At 71.0% G+C, this 18319-nt stretch carries 16 protein-coding genes; 2 read left to right on the top strand and 14 right to left on the bottom strand.

Translation table 11 applies throughout. The annotated features are described in order from the left end of the window. The first annotated feature begins 128 nt into the window (after positions 1-128). Complete coding sequence (locus M4D54_RS06470; protein WP_193866098.1) at positions 129-746, top strand: class I SAM-dependent methyltransferase; 618 nt, start codon at positions 129-131, stop codon at positions 744-746. A gap of 37 nt (positions 747-783) precedes the next feature. On the opposite strand, the gene dapF is transcribed toward M4D54_RS06470, so the two are convergent. Next, positions 784-1629, bottom strand: a complete 846-nt coding sequence (gene dapF / locus M4D54_RS06465; RefSeq protein ID WP_259790310.1) for a diaminopimelate epimerase — start codon at positions 1627-1629, stop codon at positions 784-786. Positions 1630-1638: 9 nt separating this feature from the next. Next, positions 1639-2565 (bottom strand): tRNA (adenosine(37)-N6)-dimethylallyltransferase MiaA, encoded by a 927-nt coding sequence (miaA, locus tag M4D54_RS06460; RefSeq protein ID WP_193866096.1) that lies wholly within the window; start codon positions 2563-2565, stop codon positions 1639-1641. A 145-nt stretch (positions 2566-2710) separates the two neighbouring features. On the opposite strand from miaA, the gene M4D54_RS06455 reads away from it, so the two are divergent. Continuing rightward, entirely contained in the window at positions 2711-3196 is a 486-nt protein-coding gene (locus M4D54_RS06455; protein WP_259790307.1) for a YbjN domain-containing protein, read from the top strand. A 129-nt stretch (positions 3197-3325) separates the two neighbouring features. Here the strand turns inward: M4D54_RS06455 and miaB are convergent, their stop codons facing one another. From miaB to asnB, 12 genes are all read right to left on the bottom strand, one after another. Continuing rightward, complete coding sequence (miaB, locus tag M4D54_RS06450) at positions 3326-4894, bottom strand: tRNA (N6-isopentenyl adenosine(37)-C2)-methylthiotransferase MiaB (protein ID WP_193866095.1); 1569 nt, start codon at positions 4892-4894, stop codon at positions 3326-3328. A gap of 59 nt (positions 4895-4953) precedes the next feature. After that, positions 4954-5556 (bottom strand): regulatory protein RecX, encoded by a 603-nt coding sequence (locus M4D54_RS06445; protein ID WP_193866094.1) that lies wholly within the window; start codon positions 5554-5556, stop codon positions 4954-4956. A gap of 3 nt (positions 5557-5559) precedes the next feature. After that, on the bottom strand, positions 5560-6660 hold the full coding sequence (gene recA / locus M4D54_RS06440) for a recombinase RecA (RefSeq protein ID WP_193866093.1): 1101 nt from the start codon (positions 6658-6660) through the stop codon (positions 5560-5562). A 268-nt stretch (positions 6661-6928) separates the two neighbouring features. Further along, complete coding sequence (locus tag M4D54_RS06435; protein ID WP_193866159.1) at positions 6929-7150, bottom strand: DUF3046 domain-containing protein; 222 nt, start codon at positions 7148-7150, stop codon at positions 6929-6931. A 1-nt stretch (position 7151) separates the two neighbouring features. Beyond that, positions 7152-7457, bottom strand: coding sequence for a helix-turn-helix domain-containing protein (locus tag M4D54_RS06430; protein ID WP_193866158.1), 306 nt, complete (start codon positions 7455-7457; stop codon positions 7152-7154). Between the two features lie 207 nt (positions 7458-7664). After that, entirely contained in the window at positions 7665-8159 is a 495-nt protein-coding gene (locus tag M4D54_RS06425) for a CinA family protein (RefSeq protein WP_193866092.1), read from the bottom strand. 13 nt (positions 8160-8172) lie between these two features. Continuing rightward, positions 8173-8781 (bottom strand): CDP-diacylglycerol--glycerol-3-phosphate 3-phosphatidyltransferase, encoded by a 609-nt coding sequence (pgsA, locus tag M4D54_RS06420; RefSeq protein ID WP_193866091.1) that lies wholly within the window; start codon positions 8779-8781, stop codon positions 8173-8175. A gap of 70 nt (positions 8782-8851) precedes the next feature. Then, positions 8852-11833, bottom strand: coding sequence for a DNA translocase FtsK (locus tag M4D54_RS06415; protein ID WP_259890742.1), 2982 nt, complete (start codon positions 11831-11833; stop codon positions 8852-8854). Between the two features lie 162 nt (positions 11834-11995). Further along, the gene (locus M4D54_RS06410; RefSeq protein WP_193866090.1) at positions 11996-13690 is read right to left on the bottom strand and encodes a ribonuclease J; all 1695 of its coding nucleotides are present in this window, start codon (positions 13688-13690) and stop codon (positions 11996-11998) included. Then, positions 13687-14625, bottom strand: coding sequence for a 4-hydroxy-tetrahydrodipicolinate synthase (gene dapA / locus M4D54_RS06405; RefSeq protein WP_193866089.1), 939 nt, complete (start codon positions 14623-14625; stop codon positions 13687-13689). Before dapA ends, M4D54_RS06410 begins: the two co-directional genes overlap by 4 nt. Positions 14626-14650: 25 nt before the next feature. Further along, entirely contained in the window at positions 14651-15406 is a 756-nt protein-coding gene (thyX, locus tag M4D54_RS06400; protein ID WP_193866088.1) for an FAD-dependent thymidylate synthase, read from the bottom strand. Positions 15407-15438: 32 nt separating this feature from the next. Next, complete coding sequence (asnB, locus tag M4D54_RS06395; RefSeq protein ID WP_193866087.1) at positions 15439-18186, bottom strand: asparagine synthase (glutamine-hydrolyzing); 2748 nt, start codon at positions 18184-18186, stop codon at positions 15439-15441. Positions 18187-18319 lie beyond the last annotated feature (133 nt).

Below are 18319 nucleotides of genomic sequence, written 5' to 3'. Positions count from 1 at the left end.
GACGCGGACATCCAGAATCCCACGACAGGTTGCGGAGGTCGAGGGATTAAGCGCAGGGCCGAGAGGGATCACGGGCATCCCCGGCCCTGCGGCGCGGTCACGGCCGGGAGGCTCCGTATCCTGGCGGGGTGAGCGAGCACTACTTCTCCCCCGCCAGCGAGGCAGATCAGGCACCCTTCCCGCTGCGGGTGCACCTGGCGGGCGCGGAGCGGGACCTGGTCTCCAGCAGTGCGGTCTTCTCCGCCCGAGGCCTGGACAAGGCCACCGCCGTGCTGCTGGATCGGCTGGACGTGCTGGCCCCCGTGCCTCCCGGCGCGAGGATCCTGGACCTGGGATGCGGGTGGGGACCGATCGCGCTCAGCGCCGCGCTTCTGCATCCCGACGCGGAGGTGTGGGCGGTGGACGTCACCGCGCGTGCGCGTGCTCTCACCCGCGCCAATGCGGAGCGGCTGGGCCTGGACCGAGTGCGGGTGGCCGCTCCGGAGGAGGTGCCGGACGATGTGCGGTTCGACGCGATCTGGTCCAACCCGCCGATCAGGATCGGCAAGCAGGAGCTGCATGCGCTGCTGCTGCACTGGACGGCGCGCCTGGCCCCGACGGGGACCGCTGCTCTGGTGGTGGGGAAGAACCTGGGGGCGGACCCCCTGGCCCGCTGGCTGGGCGAGCAGCTGCCCGCACGCGAGGTGCGCAAGGCAGCCAGCGCGAAGGGCTTCCGCATCCTCGAGGTGGGGCCGGAGGAAGGCTGAGCGAGGAGAGTTCCCCGCCGGCCCGGGCCGCCTGGGCTCAGCCGCGGAACACGCCGTCGGCCACCAGTCGGGCAGGCCCGGTGAGGGTGACCTCCTCGCCGCGGCGGGCCACCTGGAGAGTGCCGCCGGGCACCTCGACCGTCCAGGGACGGCCGGAGCCGTCGGCGGCCCGATGCGCAGCGGCGACGGCCACCGCGGCCACCCCGGTGCCGCAGGAGTCGGTCTCCCCCACCCCGCGCTCGAACACCCGCATCGCCACGTGGTGGTCCCCGCGCTGCTGCACGAACTCCATGTTGGTCCCGCCCTCGGGGTCGGGCGCGATGCCGGGGCGGCGGGTGAGGTCCAGCTGGTCCAGGTGCACGCCCTCGGGCAGGAACGCGACCGCGTGGGGGTTGCCCATGTCCACGTCGTAGGCGATCAGCTCGTGCCCGTCGATGCTGAGCCGGCGGTCGTTCTCCTCCAGCGCGGGTGCTCCCATGCCCACCCGCACGGTCCAGTCGGCGCCGTCGTGCCGGGGGCGTGACAGGATCTCGACGGTGCGCAGACCGGCCCGGGTCCAGATCTGGAAGGCGTCCGTGTCCACGTGGCCGGCGGCGCGCAGGTGGGCGGCGAACACGCGCACGCCGTTGCCGCACATCTCGGCGAGGGAGCCGTCCGCGTTGCGATAGTCCATGAACCACTCGGGGGCATCGGCCGGTGCTTCGATCCCCGCAGCGCGGGTGCGCACCACGCGGATCACGCCGTCACCGCCGATGCCGCCGCGCCGGTCGGCCAGTGCCACCACCGTCGCGGCATCGAGATCGAGGATGCCGTCGGGGTCGTCCAGCAGCACGAAGTCGTTGCGGGTTCCGTGACCCTTGGTGAAGGCGAGGCCGGTGTCCATGGTGCGAGCCTAGTTCGCCCGGGCCAGTGCGATCTGATCGAGCGCGGCCTCCCGCAGCTGCGAGGCGGGCTGCGAGGCGTCGATCCAGCGCACCCTGGGGTCGCGTCGGAACCAGGTGTCCTGCTTCCGCACCAGACGGCGGGTGCCCACGACGGTCGACTCGATCGCAGCGCCGCAGTCCATGGTGCCGTCGAGCACGGCGAGGGCCTGCTCGTAGCCGATGGCTCGGCGGGCGGTGCGGCCCTGGTCCAGACCCTGTTCGCGCAGTCCGCGCACCTCGGCCAGCAGCCCCTGCTCGACCATGCGGTGCACCCGCAGGCTGATCCGCTCGTGCAGCCCGGCGCGCTCCAGGCGCAGCCCGATCTGCACGGTGGAGGGGTCATGGTGCACGGGGCGCGGCAGGAACGCCGTGTAGGGGCGGCCCGTGAGCTCCCCCACCTCGAGTGCGCGCACGATGCGCCGCAGATCCCCCTCACCGATGATCCCGGCCGAGTCAGGGTCGATGCGGGCCAGCTCGGCGTGGAGCGCTCGTGTGCCGATGCGGTGGCCGCGCTGCTCGATGCGCCCGCGCACGGCCGGATCGGTGGGCGGGAACTCGATGTCGTCCAGCGCGGCGCGCACGTACAGGCCGGAACCGCCCACGAGGATCGGGACCCGGCCACGCTCACGGATGCCCGCGATCGCCGCCCGCGCCTCCCGCTGATAGGCGGCCACGCTGGCCTCCTCGGTGACGGCCAGCACGTCCAGCTGGTGGTGCGGGATCCCCAGTCGCTCACGGGGCGGGACCTTCGCGGTGCCGATGTCCATGCCCCGGTACAGCTGGAGGGCGTCGGCGTTGACGATCTCGCCGCCCAGGTGCTGGGCCAGGGCGATCGCGAGATCGGACTTCCCGGTGGCGGTCGCGCCGACGACGGCGACGAGCGGGGCGGGGTCCATGGGCTGCACCCTATCGGGGCGTGCGGCCGGCGGGGTCAGCGGGATCACTGACCTTTCCCTCGGTTCGACCGGGGCGAAGGAGTATGGTGGGCGGCGGCCTGGTCGCTCTGGGCCTTCCTACACGATCGCACTGACCGAGGTTGATGTGACTGCATCGAACGAGTCCCCCGCCACGACGGACTCCCGCACGGCTCTGACGCCGATGTCCCTGGAGCGCGTCGAGGAGAGCCTGGGCCGGCTCGGATACGCCTTCGTCGAGGACGAGGAGCACCCCGACGTGCTGCGCGCCCGCTTCGACGACTACCGCTTCCAGTTCATGCTGACTGGCGACGAGCACAGCGTGATGCAGACCCGCGGCCGCTGGAACCACACCGTGGACGTCTCCCGCAAGGTGGAGATGGTCAAGCTGTGCAACGAGTGGAACATGAACCGCATCTGGCCGAAGGTCTATGTGCGGCGCGAATCCGAGGGCCTGCTGGGCGTGTACGGCGAACTGGCCTCCGACTTCCGTTCCGGGGCGCTGGACGACCAGATCGACAGGTCGATCAACTGCGGGCTCAGCACAGTGATCGCGTTCTTCCACAGCCTGGAGGAGCGCCTGGGCGCGGAGCTCGACGAGCTCGATGACTGACGCCGCTCGGTGACCGACGCCGCTCGGGGCGGCTGCCGGCCGCACTGAGTCCCCGCGCGGACTCATCCGGCCAGCGCTGCGGACCGGCCCGGCCGGAGGCCGGGTCCTGCCTACGCCTGCGGGCTCGCCTCAGCGAGGGCGCAGGCTCGGCATCCCCAGCCCCACGGGCCCGGGCGGACTGGAGGCCACCTGGCCGCTCCCGCAGGAGCCGCCAGGCTCGATGCCCTGCACGCCTGCCTCCCAGGCATCGCCGGAACGGGTGCGCCGCACCGAGAACTGCGCGGGGTCGAGCTGGTCCCAGGTGCGTCCGGGAACCTCTGCGCTGTCGGCGATCAGGTAGTGCGGGGCAGCACGCGTGACCGTCACGGTGACCAGGTCGCCCGGTCGTGGGCGTTCGGCGGCGGGGAGGTCCTCGGGCAGGGCCAGGTGAACCAGGCGATGGTCCCGCGCCCTCCCGGAGATGCGGTGCGTCTGGCGGTCCCGGTTGCCCTCGCCCTCGGCCACCAGCACCTCCACCACCTGTTGCTCCAGGCGCTGGTTCTCCTCCAGGGTGATGCGGTCCTGCAGAGCGGTCAGGCGCTCGTAGCGCTCCTGCACCACGGCCTTGGGGATCTGGCCCTCCATGGTGGCGGCCGGTGTGCCGGGGCGGATCGAGTACTGGAAGGTGAATGCGCTGGAGAAGCGGGACTGCTCGACCACGTCGAGGGTGGCCTGGAAGTCCTGCTCGGTCTCGCCGGGGAAGCCGACGATGATGTCGGTGGTGATGGCCGCCTCGGGGATCCGTTCGCGCACGCGGTCCAGGATGCCCAGGAACCTGCTGGAGCGGTAGGAGCGGCGCATGCGGCGCAGCACGTCGTCGGAGCCGGACTGCAGCGGCATGTGCAGCTGCGGCATCACGGTGGGGGTCTCGGCCATCGCCTCGATCACGTCATCGGTGAACATGGCCGGGTGTGGGCTGGTGAAGCGCACCCGCTCCAGTCCCTCGATCTCCCCGCAGGCCCGCAGCAGCTTGGCGAAGGCGCCGCGGTCCCCGAACTCGACACCGTAGGAGTTGACGTTCTGCCCCAGCAGAGTCACCTCGATGGCGCCGGCGTCCACCACCTCCCGCACCTCGGCGAGTACGTCGCCGGGGCGGCGATCCTTCTCCTTGCCGCGCAGGGAGGGGACGATGCAGAAGGTGCAGGTGTTGTTGCAGCCCACGCTGATGGACACCCAGGCCGCGTAGGCGGACTCCCGGCGCGTGGGCAGGGTGGAGGGGAAGACCTCCAGGGACTCCAGGATCTCCACCTGGGCCTCTGCGTTGTGGCGGGCGCGGTCCAGCAGCACCGGCAGGGAGCCGATGTTGTGGGTGCCGAAGACGACGTCCACCCACGGGGCGCGCTCGACGATAGTGGAGCGGTCCTTCTGCGCGAGGCAGCCGCCGATGGCGATCTGCATCCCGGGGTTGGCGTCCTTGGCGGCGCGCAGGGCCCCGAGGTTGCCGTAGAGCTTGTTGCTGGCGTTCTCCCGCACCGCGCAGGTGTTGAACACCACCACGTCCACCTCGCCCTTCTTGGCGTCGGCTGTCTGCGGTGCGGCGACGTAGCCGGAGTCCTCGAGCAGGCCGGTGAGGCGCTCGGAGTCGTGCACGTTCATCTGGCAGCCGAAGGTGCGCACCTGGTAGGTGCCGCGCGGCGCGGGGGCGGTGGTGGTGCTCATGGTGACTCCAGGGTACGGCGCGGGCGGGCGCACTTCCCGCCCGGGCGGCGTGAGGTTGGTCAGTCCTGGGCGGCGGCGCGCAGCTCGGCGGCGATCACCTGGACCGCGAGGTCCCCGGGGTAGCCCTTGCGGGTGAGCAGGGCATCGAGCCGGCGCGCCAGGCGGCGATGGTGGGATCCATCCGTATCCTCGCGCAGGCGCACGAGCTCGGGGCGCAGGCGGGAGCGGACCAGTTCACGGCAGCGCTGCTCCTCACCCTCGGTCTCCCCAGCGGCCAGGGCGTGCTCGATATGGTCCTCGCTCACGCGTCGATCCCGCAGCTCGCGTCGCAGGGCTTCGTCAGACAGGGATCTCAGCTCGCGCCGCTGGCTCACCCATTCACAGGCGAAGGCGGCATCGTCGATCAGACCTGCACGATCGATGCGGGCCATCGCCTCGTGGGCGACGGCCGCCGGGACCTCACGCTGCTCCAGCCGTGCGTGCATCTCCCCCGCCGAGCGGCGCCGGGTGGCCAGCAGACGCATCAGGTAGCGGCACTCGTGGACCACAGCCTTCTCATGCTCGGCGGCCTGGGGATCCGGGGCAGCGTGGGGGCGCTCCAGGATCTCCCTGGTGCGCTCCTGCAGCCGCTCCCGGACCTCGGTGCTGTGTGCGGTGGGCACGGATCAGATGGTGGCCGGGACGTCCTCGTCGAGGAACTCGTCCTGCGCGAGGGCGTCATCCGGCTCGGCACCGGCATCACCGGACTTCTCGGCGTAGGGGCCCACGCCGAGGGCGCGCAGGATCTTGTCCTCGATCTCGGCGGCCAGATCGGGGTTGTCCTTGAGGAACTGCCGGGAGTTCTCCTTGCCCTGGCCCAGCTGGTCGCCCTCGTAGGTGAACCAGGCACCGGACTTGCGCACGATGCCGTGCTCCACGCCGAGATCGATCAGGCTGCCCTCGCGGGAGATGCCCTGCCCGTAGAGGATGTCGAACTCGGCCTGCTTGAACGGCGGGGCCATCTTGTTCTTCACGACCTTGACGCGGGTGCGGTTGCCCACGGAGTCCGTCCCGGCCTTGAGGGTCTCGATGCGGCGGATGTCCATCCGCACCGAGGCGTAGAACTTGAGGGCCTTGCCGCCGGTGGTGGTCTCCGGGCTGCCGAAGAACACGCCGATCTTCTCGCGCAGCTGGTTGATGAAGATGGCGGTGGTGTTGGTGGAGGACAGCGCACCTGCCAGCTTGCGCAGCGCCTGGGACATCAGGCGGGCCTGGAGACCTACGTGGGAGTCACCCATCTCACCCTCGATCTCCGCCTTGGGGACCAGGGCGGCCACCGAGTCGATGACGATGACGTCCAGCGCGCCGGAGCGCACCAGCATGTCGGTGATCTCCAGGGCCTGCTCACCGGTGTCCGGCTGGGAGACCAGCAGTGCGTCGGTGTCCACCCCGAGCTTCTTGGCGTACTCGGGATCCATCGCGTGCTCAGCGTCGATGAAGGCGGCGATGCCGCCGTTGCGCTGGGCGTTGGCCACGGCGTGGAGAGCGACGGTGGTCTTGCCGGAGGACTCCGGGCCGTAGATCTCCACGATGCGCCCGCGGGGCAGACCGCCGATGCCGAGCGCGGCATCGAGGGCGACCGAGCCGGTGGGGATCACCTCGACCGGGGGGCGGGTGTCGTCACCGAGGCGCATGATCGAGCCCTTGCCGAACTGGCGGTCGATCTGCGCGAGCGCGGCGTCGAGGGAGGACGAGCGGTCCTTCGGGGCGTTCTTCGCTGCGGGCATATGAGGATTTCCTTCCAGAGGGCCGGGGTGCCGGCGTGCTGACCGTGCGGCCACACTAGGCGGGGGCTCCGACGAACGATGCGGCCCCGCCCGAGCTGTGGAAGGACGAGCGTTGGGGAGGAACATCGTGATCGGGGTGTCCGTCGCGGATCACTGTACCCGAACACGCGTTCGAAATCAGCGTGTCGCGTGGTCGGTTCCCCGCCGTGTCGCACTGAGGATCCTCGGCGTGTCGCGCCGACATCCGGCACCGTGCCCGAGGGCGCGGTCAGCGCCGCAGATGCGGGGGGATCTCCCAGCGGTCCGATTCCGGCACGTCCATCGCATCGCACAGGGCCGTCCAGACGGCACGCACCGGCAGGCCCTCATCGAGGGCCTGTTCGGCGGTGCGCCCGCCCATCGGTTCGAGGACCAGATCGCGGGTGTAGGTGCGGGCCAGGGCAGGCCCGAAGACGTGGTCGGCCAGTTCGCCGAACTCGCTGCGCCGCACGTCAGCGGGCGCCGACCAAGGGGCCGGCGGCATCGGTGAGCTCATCGGGGACGGTGTCCGGGACGCAGACGCCCTCGGCGACCGCGATGCGGTCGGAGACCTCCCGCAGGACGAAGGACAGCGGGAGCCCGAGAGCGTCGGTGACGGAGACCAGCAGCTCACTGGAGGCCTCCTTCTGGCCCCGCTCGATCTCGCTGAGGTAGCCGAGGGAGACGCGGGCATCGGAGGACACCTGGCGCAGGGTGCGGCCCTGGGAGCGGCGTGCATCCCGCAGGACGTCACCGAGCTCGTGGCGGAACAGTGCCATGGCGCTGCCTCCCTTCCTCTGGTGGTGCTGTGCGTGGTGCGCTGCATGGGCGCGGAACGTGGGGTTCATCGTGCCGGGTACAACGTCCCCACCCGCGCAAGTGTTCCCCGATTGTAGTGGGCGTGGTCTCGGGGCGACTGGGAATTGTGGACGTGCTCGCAGCGTTCGCCTCCCGACGCGTCCCTGCGGCACGTGTGAGCGAGCTGGTCACCGCCTGGTCAGGCAGTGCAGCAGCAGCGTCAGCGCGGCGTCCACCGTGGCGGTGCGCACAGCGGCCCGGTCGCCGGGCAGATGGAGCTCCTCCACCACGGGATCAGCGTCATCACGGTCGACCGCCAGGAACACGGTCCCTGCGGGCACTGCCCGCTCGTCCGGTCCAGGTCCGGCCACGCCGGTGGTGGCGATGGCGACGTCGGCCGCGTACAGGGCACGGGCCCCGGCGGCCATCCGACGTGCCACCTCGGAACTGACCGCGCCCTCGCGCTCCAGCAGGCCGGCGTCCACGCCGAGCACCCGGGTCTTGGCCTGGTAGGAGTAGCAGGCCGCTCCCCCGGCGATCGCGGCGCTGGAGCCGGGGACGTCCACCAGCCGTGCGACCAGTGCGCCGGCGGTGAGCGACTCGGCCGTCGCGATCGACAGCCCGCGCTCGACGGCCGCGGCGATCACCCGAGCCGGGTCCGTCCGCGGGGCGATGCGATCCATGGCGGAAGTCCGCTCAGGGGCGGGCATCGGGGGCGGCCAGGGCCTCACGGCGCAGCCGCAGGCCGTCCTTGAGGTTCACCAGACCCGACCACACGGTGAGCACCACGGCCAGCAGCACCAGAGCCAGGCCGATCCAGCGAGCGGGCCCCCACCACAGCTCGAAGGGCATCAGGCAGAAGGTGATCGCGATGGTCTGCACCACGGTCTTGGCCTTCCCGGCCCAGTTGGCCGGCAGCGCCCCGTACTTCAGGATCGTGAACCGCATGATCGTGATGCCGAACTCCCGCACCAGGATCAGCACGGTCATCCACCACGGCACGTACTCCCACACCGAGAGCATGATCAGGGCGGCACCGGTCATGGCCTTGTCGGCGATGGGGTCCATGATCTTGCCGAAGTCGGTGATCAGGCCCCGGGAGCGAGCCAGGTGGCCGTCGGCCAGGTCGGTCAGCATCGCGAGCAGGAACACAACGGTGACCAGGATCCGACCGCCCACGGAGTCGGGGTGGATCACGGCCAGCACCACGAGCACCGGCACCATCACCATGCGCACCATGGTGAGGATGTTGGCGATGTTCCACAGCGGGACGGGCCGTGCAGGGGGTGCGGAGGGCGCGGTCATCGGGGCTCCTGTGATCGGTGCGGGCGCGGCGGAGAGAACGACCGGGGCGGGGCCGGCGGGGCGGGCGGGGTCAGCGGCCGGTGAGGCTCCATGCGTCCTCCCCGTCCTCCGTGTCGTCCCGGTCGTAGTAGTCGGTGGCGGGTTCGGTGCCGTCGTCGGCCAGCGGATCACTGCCGTAGCGGTCATCGCCCGCGTCGTCGTCCCCGCTGCCGTCCGGGCCACCGTGCGAGCTGCCGGTCCCGCGCTCGCCGGCGGCCTCCCCCTCGACGTCCACCGCGCCCTCGTCGTAGGCCTCGGCGGCCGCATCGCTGGGGCCAGCGCCGGCGGGCTCGTCCTCCCCGCGGATGCGGGCGATGGCACCGGCCAGGTCGTCGGGGTGCACCAGCACGTCGCGGGCCTTGGAGCCCTCGGAGGGGCCCACGATCTCCCGCGACTCCAGCAGGTCCATCAGACGGCCGGCCTTGGCGAAGCCCACCCGCAGCTTGCGCTGCAGCATGGAGGTGGAGCCGAACTGGGTGGTGACCACCAGCTCGGCCGCCTGCAGCAGGACGTCGAGATCGTCCCCGATGTCGTCGTCGATCTGCTTCTTGGCGGCGGCGACGGTGACGTCCTCGCGGTAGGAGGGCTTCATCTGGGTCTTCACGTGGTCGACGACCTTGTGGATCTCCGACTCGTTGACCCAGGCGCCCTGCACGCGCATCGGCTTGGCCTTGCCCATCGGGTGGAACAGGGCGTCGCCCTGACCGATCAGCTTCTCCGCGCCGACGGCGTCCAGGATCACCCGGGAGTCCTGAAGCGAGGAGGTGGCGAAGGCGAGGCGGCTGGGGACGTTGGCCTTGATGATGCCGGTGACCACGTCGACGCTGGGACGCTGGGTGGCCAGCACCAGGTGGATGCCGGCCGCGCGGGCCAGCTGGGTGATGCGCTGGATGGAGGCCTCCACGTCACGGGGGGCGACCATCATCAGGTCCGCCAGCTCGTCGACCACGACCAGCAGGTACGGGTAGGGGGCGATCCTGCGCTCGCTGCCCGGGGGCGCGGTCACCTCGCCGGCGCGCACGGCCTTGTTGAAGTCGTCGATGTGCTTGAAGCCGAACGCTGCGAGGTCGTCGTAGCGGGCGTCCATCTCCTTGACGACCCATTCGAGGGCCTCGGCGGCCTTCTTCGGGTTGGTGATGATCGGGGTGATCAGGTGCGGGATGCCCTCGTAGATGGTGAGCTCGACGCGCTTGGGATCGACCAGCACCATGCGCACCTCCTCGGGGGTGGCGCGCATCAGGATCGAGGTGATCATGGAGTTGACGAAGCTGGACTTGCCGGCGCCGGTGGCGCCTGCGACCAGCATGTGGGGCATCTTGGCGAGATTGGCGACCACGTAGCCGCCCTCGACGTCCTTGCCCACGCCCATCACCATGGGGTGCTCGTTGCGGCGGGCCACGGCGGAGCGCAGCACGTCGCCCAGGGCGACCGTCTCGCGGTCGGTGTTGGGGATCTCGATGCCGATGGCCTTCTTGCCGGGGATCGGCGAGAGGATGCGGACGTCGGCGCTGGCGACGGCGTAGGAGATGTTCTTGTCCAGGGCCGTGACCTTCTCGACCTTGGTGCCGGGGGCCAGCTCCACCTCGTAGCGGGTCACCGTGGGGCCGCGGGAGAAGCCCACCACCTCGGCGTTGACGTTGAACTGCTCGAACACCTCGCCCAGGGCCTCGACCACGCGGTCGTTGGCCTCGGAGCGGGTCTTGTGGGGCGGGCCCTCCAGCAGGAAGGAGGAGTCCGGCAGGGTGTAGACCACGTCCCCGGCCAGCTCCAGCTGCTCCCCGGCGCGCGGCAGGTCCCCCATGGGCGGGGGCGCCAGCTCGGCCTTGGTGCTGGGGCCTGCGGCCTCGCCGTCGGCACCGCTCTTCTTGGCCGTCTTCTCCGGTCGCGTGGCGCCTGCTGGCTTCTCGCCCGCCCCGTTCGCGGCAGCGGCCGCGCCGGTGCGCTCGGCCCTGGTGGCAGCGGGACCGGCGGGGAAGGTCTTGGCGCGCTGGTTCTCGTCCTCGACGACGTCGAACACCTCGGTGGCGTCGCGGCGCTCCCCCTTCGGTGCGCGCGCGGAGCCACGGCGACGGGGCGCTGCCTGCCCGTCGCCGACGGGCGTGTCGAAGGCCTCGTCGCCGGCGTAGCCGAAGTCGTCGTGGTCGCGACCGGCGGCCTCCGCCTGCTGGGCCTGCTCCTTCTCGCGGCGGCTGCGGCGGCGCGGGCGACCGGCAGGCTGGGCTTCGGTCTCCTGCTCGTGCAGGGCCGGGTCCGGGCGGCGGGGGCGCAGGCCGAAGGCCAGGCGCTCGGCGTCCTCCTCCTCGCTGCGGCCCACCATCGCGTCGTACACGTGGCGCACCCGCGAGGGGATCGACTCCACGGGCGTGGCGGTGAGCACCAGCACGCCGAAGGCGATCAGCAGGGAGTGGATCACGATCACCGCGACCGAGGGCAGCAGGGCCTCCAGCGGTGCGGCGGCGAGGTAGCCCAGCACGCCGCCTCCGCGGGCCAGGGCGGCGATGCCATCGGCCGGGGCGGGCAGGCGGGCGGAGACCGACGCGATCGCGGAGATCGCGGTGAGCAGGATCGCGATCCCGATCGCGATGCGGGAGTTGGCGCGCACCTGGTCCGGTCGACGGAACATGCGCAGCGACCAGCCGGCCAGCAGCAGCGGGATCACCACGGAGGAGATCCCGAAGGTCCCGGCCACCACGGTGTGGACGGCGCCCAGCACCGGGCCGGATGCCTGCCACCACTCCACCACGGCCACCAGCACGGCCAGCAGCATCAGGAACAGGGCGTAGCCGTCGCGGCGCTGCTCCGGGACCACCTCCCACCGCTGCACCCCGATGGAGCGGACGAAGCCGCCCACCATACGGGACAGGGAGAGGTAGCCGGAGCGGGCTGCGCGCACCGGCAGCGGAAGCGCCGACGGGTCACTGCTCGCGGCACCCTTGGTGCGCGAGGTCCCGGACGCGGAGGTCCGGGAGGAGCCTTTCGACGCACGTGCGGGGGAAGACGTACGTGTCGCCATGGATGTCAATCTACCGCGTGGGCCCTCCCCGGCCCGGGAAGCGGGCCGGGGACTTTCGCGGCAGCGGGGCGAGGATCACGCCCGCGGGCGTGTCACGGCCCGGGTCCCGGGGCACGGTGCGACACGGGTGGGGCGAGCTCCCGGCGCAGGCAGGAGCGGGTCTCAGGCCTCGATCACGATGGGGATGATCATGGGGCGGCGACGCAGGCGCTGGGACACGTAGCGGCCGATCACGCGGCGCATCACCTGCTGCAGCTGGTGGGTGTCGCGGCGGTTGGACTGATCGGCCACGGCCTGCTCGAGCGCCTTGATGATCTCGGGCCGGATCCTCTCGAACACCTCGTCGTCCTCGGCCACGCCCCGGGCGTGGATCTCGGGTCCCGCAATGAGGGCGCCGGTCTCGGAGTTGACCACGGCGAACAGGGAGATGAAGCCCTCGTCGCCCAGGATCCGGCGGTCCTTCAGATCCGCCTCGGAGATCGCGCCCACGCTGGAACCGTCGACGTACACGTAGCCGTTGGGGACCTCCCCCACGACCTTCGCCACGCCGTCCTTGAGGTCTACGACGTGGCCGTCCTTGGCGAGCACCACGTTCTTCTCAGGGATGCCGGTGGCCTCGGCGACGCGGCCGTTGGCGATCAGGTGGCGCACCTCGCCGTGGATGGGCATCACGTTCTTGGGCCGCACGATGTTGTAGCAGTACAGCAGCTCGCCGGCGCTGGCGTGGCCGGAGGTGTGCACCTTCGCGTTGCCCTTGTGGACCACCTCGGCTCCCAGCGCCATCAGACCGTTGACCACGCGGAACACGGCGTGCTCGTTGCCGGGGATCAGGGAGGAGGCCAGGATGACCACGTCACCGGGGCCCACGCTGACGCGATGGTCCCGGTTGGCGATGCGTCCCAGCGCGGCCATCGGCTCGCCCTGGCTGCCGGTGCACATCAGCACCACCTGCTCATCGGGCAGGTCGTCGATCCGCTTGACGTCCACCAGGATCTCGTCGGGCACGTGCAGGTAGCCCATCTCGGCGGCGATGCCCATGTTGCGCACCATGGACCGGCCCACGAAGGCCACCTTGCGGCCGTGCGTCGCGGCGGCGTCCAGCACCTGCTGGACGCGGTGCACGTGACTGGAGAAGGAGGCCACCACGATCTTCTGCCGCGCGCGGGCGAAGATCGAGTTCAGCGTGGGGCCGATCTCCTGCTCGCCCACCGTGAAGCCGGGCACCTCGGCGTTGGTGGAGTCCACCATGAACAGGTCCACGCCCTGCTCGCCCAGGCGCGCGAAGGCCCGCAGGTCAGTGATGCGGCCGTCCAGCGGCAGCTGGTCCATCTTGAAGTCACCGGTGTGCAGCACGGTGCCGGCCGGGGTGCTCACGTGCACCGCGAGGGCGTCGGGGATGGAGTGGTTCACCGCCACGAACTCGCAGTCGAAGGGGCCGAAGGACTCCTTCTGCCCCTCCTTCACGGCGAGGGTGTAGGGAGTGATGCGGTGCTCCCGCAGCTTGGCCTCGACGAAGGCCAGGGTGAGCTGGCTGCCCACCAGGGGGATGTCGGGCTTGAGGCGCAGCAGGTAGGGGACGGCGCCGATGTGGTCCTCGTGGCCGTGGGTGAGCACGATCGCGGCGACGTCGTCGAGCCGGTCGCGGATCTGGTCGAAGTCCGGCAGGATCAGGTCCACACCGGGCTGGGCGTCCTCGGGGAAGAGCACGCCGCAGTCGATGATCAGCAGGCGTCCCTCGAACTCGAGCACCGCCATGTTGCGGCCCACGTCCCCCAGCCCGCCCAGCGGGATGATGCGCAAGGTGTCCCTGCGCAGCTTCGGAGGCTGGTTCAGACGGTCGGTGAATGCGGTGGTCATGCGGAGGGCCTCCGGGAGGGGTCGAGCGGCGGGATGCCGGTGGCGGCCTCGAGGGCGGCGGCCAGGGCACGGGTCTGGTCGTCATCGGCCGCCAGCAGGGGGCCGCGCATGGTGGCGTGGGGAAGCACGCCCTGCAGGGCGAGGGCGGTCTTCGCGGCGACCGCGCCGGGCATGTGGGTCATGATCGCCTCCACCAGGGGGGCGAGCAGCTGGTGGGCCTCGCGGGCGGCGGCCAGGTCGGAGCGGTCCACAGCGTCCACCAGGCGCTTCTCGAGGTCGCCGGCCACCTGGGAGACCACCGAGACCATGCCGGAGGCGCCGATGGCCAGCCAGGGCAGGTTCAGTGCGTCCTCGCCGGAGTAGTAGGCCAGGCCCGAGCGCTCCATCACCACGGTGGCCTGCTGCAGATCCGCCTTGGCGTCCTTGACCGCGAGGATCCGCTCGTGCTCACCCAGGCGCAGCAGCGTCTCGAGGGTGAGCGGCACCCCGGCGCGGCCGGGGATGTCGTACAGCATCACCGGCAGATCGGTGGCATCGGCGATGGCACGGGTGTGCTGGATGATGCCGGCCTGGCTGGGCTTGGAGTAGTAGGGGGTGACCACCAGCAGGCCGTCGATCTCGAGCTCGGCGTGGGCACGGGCCAGGTGGACCGAGTGGGCGGTGTCGTACGTGCCCACCCCGGCCAGGATCGTCACCTCGGGGCCCACGGCCTCGCGGACGGCGCGGGCCAGGTCGATCTTCTCGCCGTCGCTGAGGGTGGGCGCCTCACCGGTGGTGCCGGAGACGACGATCATGTCGTTGCCGTGCTCCACGACGTGGGCGGCGAGGCGCTGGGCGGCGTCCAGGTCGACGCCGGAGGCGTCCTCGGTGAGCGGGGTGACCATCGCGGTCCCCACCGCCCCGAAGGGTCGCGCGCGGCGGGTGTGCTGGGTCATGGTCTCCTCCCGGAGTGTGTGCGGTTCACGGGGCGATGCGCCCGCCGTCCTCGAAAGCGGCGTGGGTGAGCGGCATCGCCTGGCGGAAGTGCTCCTCCATCAGCTCGGCGACCATCTCGATCTCGCGCTGCGGGAACGAGGGGAAGGCGGCGTTGTCCTTCTTCGTGCGCAGGCTGAGGAAGTTCATCAGCGCGCGGGCGTTCATGGTGGTGTACATCGAGGAGTACAGGTTCAGCGGCAGCACCGTGCGGGCCACCTCGCGGGCCACGCCGGCCTGCAGCATCCGCTGGTAGGAGCGGTAGGCGGAGGTGGACTCGTTGCGCACGGACTCCTCGACCAGCTCGTGCTGCTCGGCGGTGCCGGGCTCGAACACGTAGGCGCCGGGCTTGCCCACCTGGATCAGGTTGCGCTCGCGCGAGGGCACGTAGAACACGGGCCGCATCTCGCGGTAGCGGCCGGACTCCTCGTTGTAGGAGGCGATGCGGTGCCGCATGAACTCCCGGAACACGAAGATCGGCGCCTCGACGTAGAACGTGAAGCTGTTGTGCTCGAAGGGGCTGCCGTGACGGTCCCGCATCAGGTAGCGGATCAGGCCGCGGTCCCGGGTGGAGGCCTCCTCCCCGGCGATGGCGACGGTCTGCTCCCCCTGGGTGGAGACCCGGGCGGCGAAGACGACGTCACCGTCCTGCGCCGCGGACTTCACCAGCTGGACGGTCATGTCGGACCGGAAGGCGATGTCACCATCGGCGGCGCCGGTGCCCGTGCTCACGTTCTCGTTCATGTCCTCAGAGCCTAGTCCAGCAGCGGTCCCGGTCACCGGGCCGCTACGGTACCGGGGTCGCCCAGATCCACCAGGATCGCCAGCGGCGTGCGCTGGCGGCCCTGGCCCAGCGGGTTGTCCGCGAAGGTGGCCTCCAGGCGCTCGGCCGGAACCGAGGCGTCCGAGCCCAGCACGTTGCGACCGATGTCGTTGGCGTCCATCACCACGGTGCCGGCGAAGCTGTCGCGCAGCGCGGCGGGGATGTCGGCGGCACGGATGGCCGCGGACAGGCGGGCCGAGACGCCGTCGGGGTCCTTCGGCGGAAGCTTCGCGGAGACGTTCGAGGGGAAGGCGGAGTAGACGGTCGGGCCGTCGATCGCGCGCACGTTGCTGCCGACGACCCGGTAGAACAGGCCGCGCTTGCCGATCACCTTGCCGGCCGCGCCCACGGCGGAGGCCGCGACCACGCGTGGCAGCCCCACCTCGCGGATGGCCAGCTCCATGGTGGTGGGGTCCCCCAGGCCGATGCCGGCAGGGGTGCGGGAGACGAAGCGGCTGAGCACCGTGGCGGAGCGGCGGGGGGCGATCTCCCAGGTGAACCAGGAGCGACCCTGGCTGATCGCCACGATCTTCTCGCTGATGACGAAGTACCAGGGGCGTCCGGCGGGCAGTGCGTCCTCGGGCAGGCCCGCGGCGAAGCGCTCCACGTGCCCGCGGACCAGATCCTCCAGGTCGTCACCGCGCGCGATCAGACCGGTCTGCAGGGGGAAGCGGCGCCAGGTGTGGCCGTCGACCTCCGAGACCAGGTCAAGCTGCTTGTCCGGGTTCGGGTCGTAATCGCTCTTGGGCGTCCCGGCCGGGTCCTCCTGCGACGCGGCGCCGGCCGCTGCGGCGATGTCCCCCGCGCCGACCCCCGGGGCCTCGTCCTCGTCGCCGGCCCGTGATGCGGGGTGCTGGTCGAAGAAGGCCCGCATCCACAGCTCGACGTTCAGCAGGCGCCAGAACATCAGGGTGCCGTGCTTGTCGGGGTGGGCCATGTAGTCGTCGAACAGGGCCAGCACGCTGCGGGACTCGAAGTAGGGGCGGGAGGCGAAGGTGGCGGAGGCGAAGATCTCCCGCAGGGCGGCAGCGTTCTTGCGGAACCACTCGCTCTCGGGCGTGGTGAAGCCGATCTTGTTGCGGCGCTTGGAGATCATGTCCGGCAGGATCCCGAACATCGACTCGCGCAGGATCCGCTTGTTCCAGCCGTCGTGGATGATCGCGGACTCGTCCAGGGAGAACAGGAACTTCAGCAGCTCCTTGTCCACGAACGGGACGCGTCCCTCGATGCTGAAGCGCATGGTGTTCCTGTCCTCGTAGCGCAGCAGCGAGGGCAGGGAGCTGCGGAAGGTGTCCTGCAGCAGGCGCTCCTTGAGGTCGTCCTGCACCGAGGTGACCTTCTCCCCCGCGTGCGCTGCGACGAACCCGGAGTTTAGCAGGGCCTCGATGGGAACGGAGGTGCGGCCGGAGTACTTGGTGCGGGCGAGCTTGCGCAGGATGTCCCGCGAGCCCACCACCTCGGAGGCCAGCTCCTTGAACCGCTTCTGGCGGCGCAGCTGGCGCAGGTACACGTAGAAGTACGGGTTGTACCCGGCCATCATCTCGTCGGCGCCCTGGCCGTCCAGCAGCACCGTCACGTGCTTGCTGGCCTCCCGCATCACCGCGTACTGGGCGTAGGGGCCGGAGGAGATGATCGGCTCCTCCTGGGTGCGCACGAAGTCCTGCAGGTCCTCGAGGAACTCACGGGAGTCCGGGTGGATCTTGTGGGCGGTGATCTGCCCCTGGTAGTCCGCCAGCAGCGCGTCGACGTACCGCTCCTCGTCGTTGCTGGAGTTGGGGAACACGGCGGAGAACGTGTTCTGGCGCGAGCCCACCGCGGCGAAGTCGCCGTCCTCAGGCTGCTCGCGCAGGTGCTTGGCGATCACTGCGGCCACCGCGGAGGAGTCCAGCCCGCCGGAGAGGGAGGTCCCCACGGGCACCTCGGACTGCAGGCGCAGCCGCACGGACTCCATGAACCGCTCGCGGTACTCGTCCACCACCTGCTCGCTGTAGGGGCGGCCGGGGCGGGAGGCGATCTCGCGCAGCTCGTCCTGCAGGCGCGTGAAGGACTCGGTGCGCACGCCATCGGCGTCGATCACCAGCATCTGCCCGGCCATCAGGCGCTTGACGCCGGCGAAGAAGGTCTGCTCGTCGTCGTCGTGGGCGCGGAACTTCAGGTACCGGTACACGGCGCGGTCATCCGGCGCGGCCTCGAACACGCCGGCGGCGAGCAGGGCCCGGATCTCCGAGGAGAACAGCACCCGCCCGGTGGTCTCGTCGTGCCAGTAGTACAGCGGCTTGATGCCGAAGTGGTCGCGGGCGATCGTGAGGGTGTCGGTCTCGGCGTCGTGGATCGCGAAGGCGAACATGCCGTTGAACCGGTCGTAGGAGTCGCTGCCCCACGCGGCGTGGGCCTGCAGCAGCACCTCGGTGTCGGAGTCGGTGGCGAAGGTCCGGCCGGTGGCCTCGAGCTCGGCGCGCAGCTCCAGGTAGTTGTAGACCTCGCCGTTGTAGACGATCGTGTGGCGGCCGTCCGCCGTGGTCATCGGCTGGTCGCCGCTCTCGCGGTCGATGATGGCCAGGCGGCGGTGGGCCAGTCCCGCGCTCCCGGAGAGGAACAGGCCCTCACCGTCGGGCCCCCGGTGGGCGAGGCAGGCGTTCATCCGCCGCGCGATGTCCTCGGTGTCCGCTCCGAATCCGTAGCTGCCGGAGATTCCGCACATGGGGCGAGTCCTTTCGAGAGGGACGGCGACGATCCGCCGGTGGGACAGGGCTCCCCGGCGCCCGCTGCGGGGCGTCGACAGGGGTCCCGGAGCGCACCGGGATCAGCCGTCCGAGCGTATCAGCGGGGGGCGC

It is taken from the genome of Brachybacterium sp. p3-SID1565 (genome assembly GCF_025143785.1).
Lineage (GTDB): Bacteria > Actinomycetota > Actinomycetes > Actinomycetales > Dermabacteraceae > Brachybacterium > Brachybacterium epidermidis.
Note: the sequence above shows the minus strand (reverse complement) of the source record. Positions and strands in the feature narration are given on the sequence as shown.

What these genes read in the sequence shown, in the direction of transcription:
- asnB (WP_193866087.1), bottom strand. Translation starts at nt 18,186, where the DNA reads ATGTGCGGAATCTCCGGCAGCTACGGATTCGGAGCGGACACCGAGGAC.
- M4D54_RS06410 (WP_193866090.1), bottom strand. Translation starts at nt 13,690, where the DNA reads ATGACCACCGCATTCACCGACCGTCTGAACCAGCCTCCGAAGCTGCGC.
- dapF (WP_259790310.1), bottom strand. Translation starts at nt 1,629, where the DNA reads ATGGACACCGGCCTCGCCTTCACCAAGGGTCACGGAACCCGCAACGAC.
- recA (WP_193866093.1), bottom strand. Translation starts at nt 6,660, where the DNA reads ATGCCCGCAGCGAAGAACGCCCCGAAGGACCGCTCGTCCTCCCTCGAC.
- miaA (WP_193866096.1), bottom strand. Translation starts at nt 2,565, where the DNA reads ATGGACCCCGCCCCGCTCGTCGCCGTCGTCGGCGCGACCGCCACCGGG.
- M4D54_RS06415 (WP_259890742.1), bottom strand. Translation starts at nt 11,833, where the DNA reads ATGGCGACACGTACGTCTTCCCCCGCACGTGCGTCGAAAGGCTCCTCC.
- dapA (WP_193866089.1), bottom strand. Translation starts at nt 14,625, where the DNA reads ATGACCCAGCACACCCGCCGCGCGCGACCCTTCGGGGCGGTGGGGACC.
- M4D54_RS06425 (WP_193866092.1), bottom strand. Translation starts at nt 8,159, where the DNA reads ATGGATCGCATCGCCCCGCGGACGGACCCGGCTCGGGTGATCGCCGCG.
- thyX (WP_193866088.1), bottom strand. Translation starts at nt 15,406, where the DNA reads ATGAACGAGAACGTGAGCACGGGCACCGGCGCCGCCGATGGTGACATC.
- miaB (WP_193866095.1), bottom strand. Translation starts at nt 4,894, where the DNA reads ATGAGCACCACCACCGCCCCCGCGCCGCGCGGCACCTACCAGGTGCGC.
- pgsA (WP_193866091.1), bottom strand. Translation starts at nt 8,781, where the DNA reads ATGACCGCGCCCTCCGCACCCCCTGCACGGCCCGTCCCGCTGTGGAAC.
- M4D54_RS06430 (WP_193866158.1), bottom strand. Translation starts at nt 7,457, where the DNA reads ATGGCACTGTTCCGCCACGAGCTCGGTGACGTCCTGCGGGATGCACGC.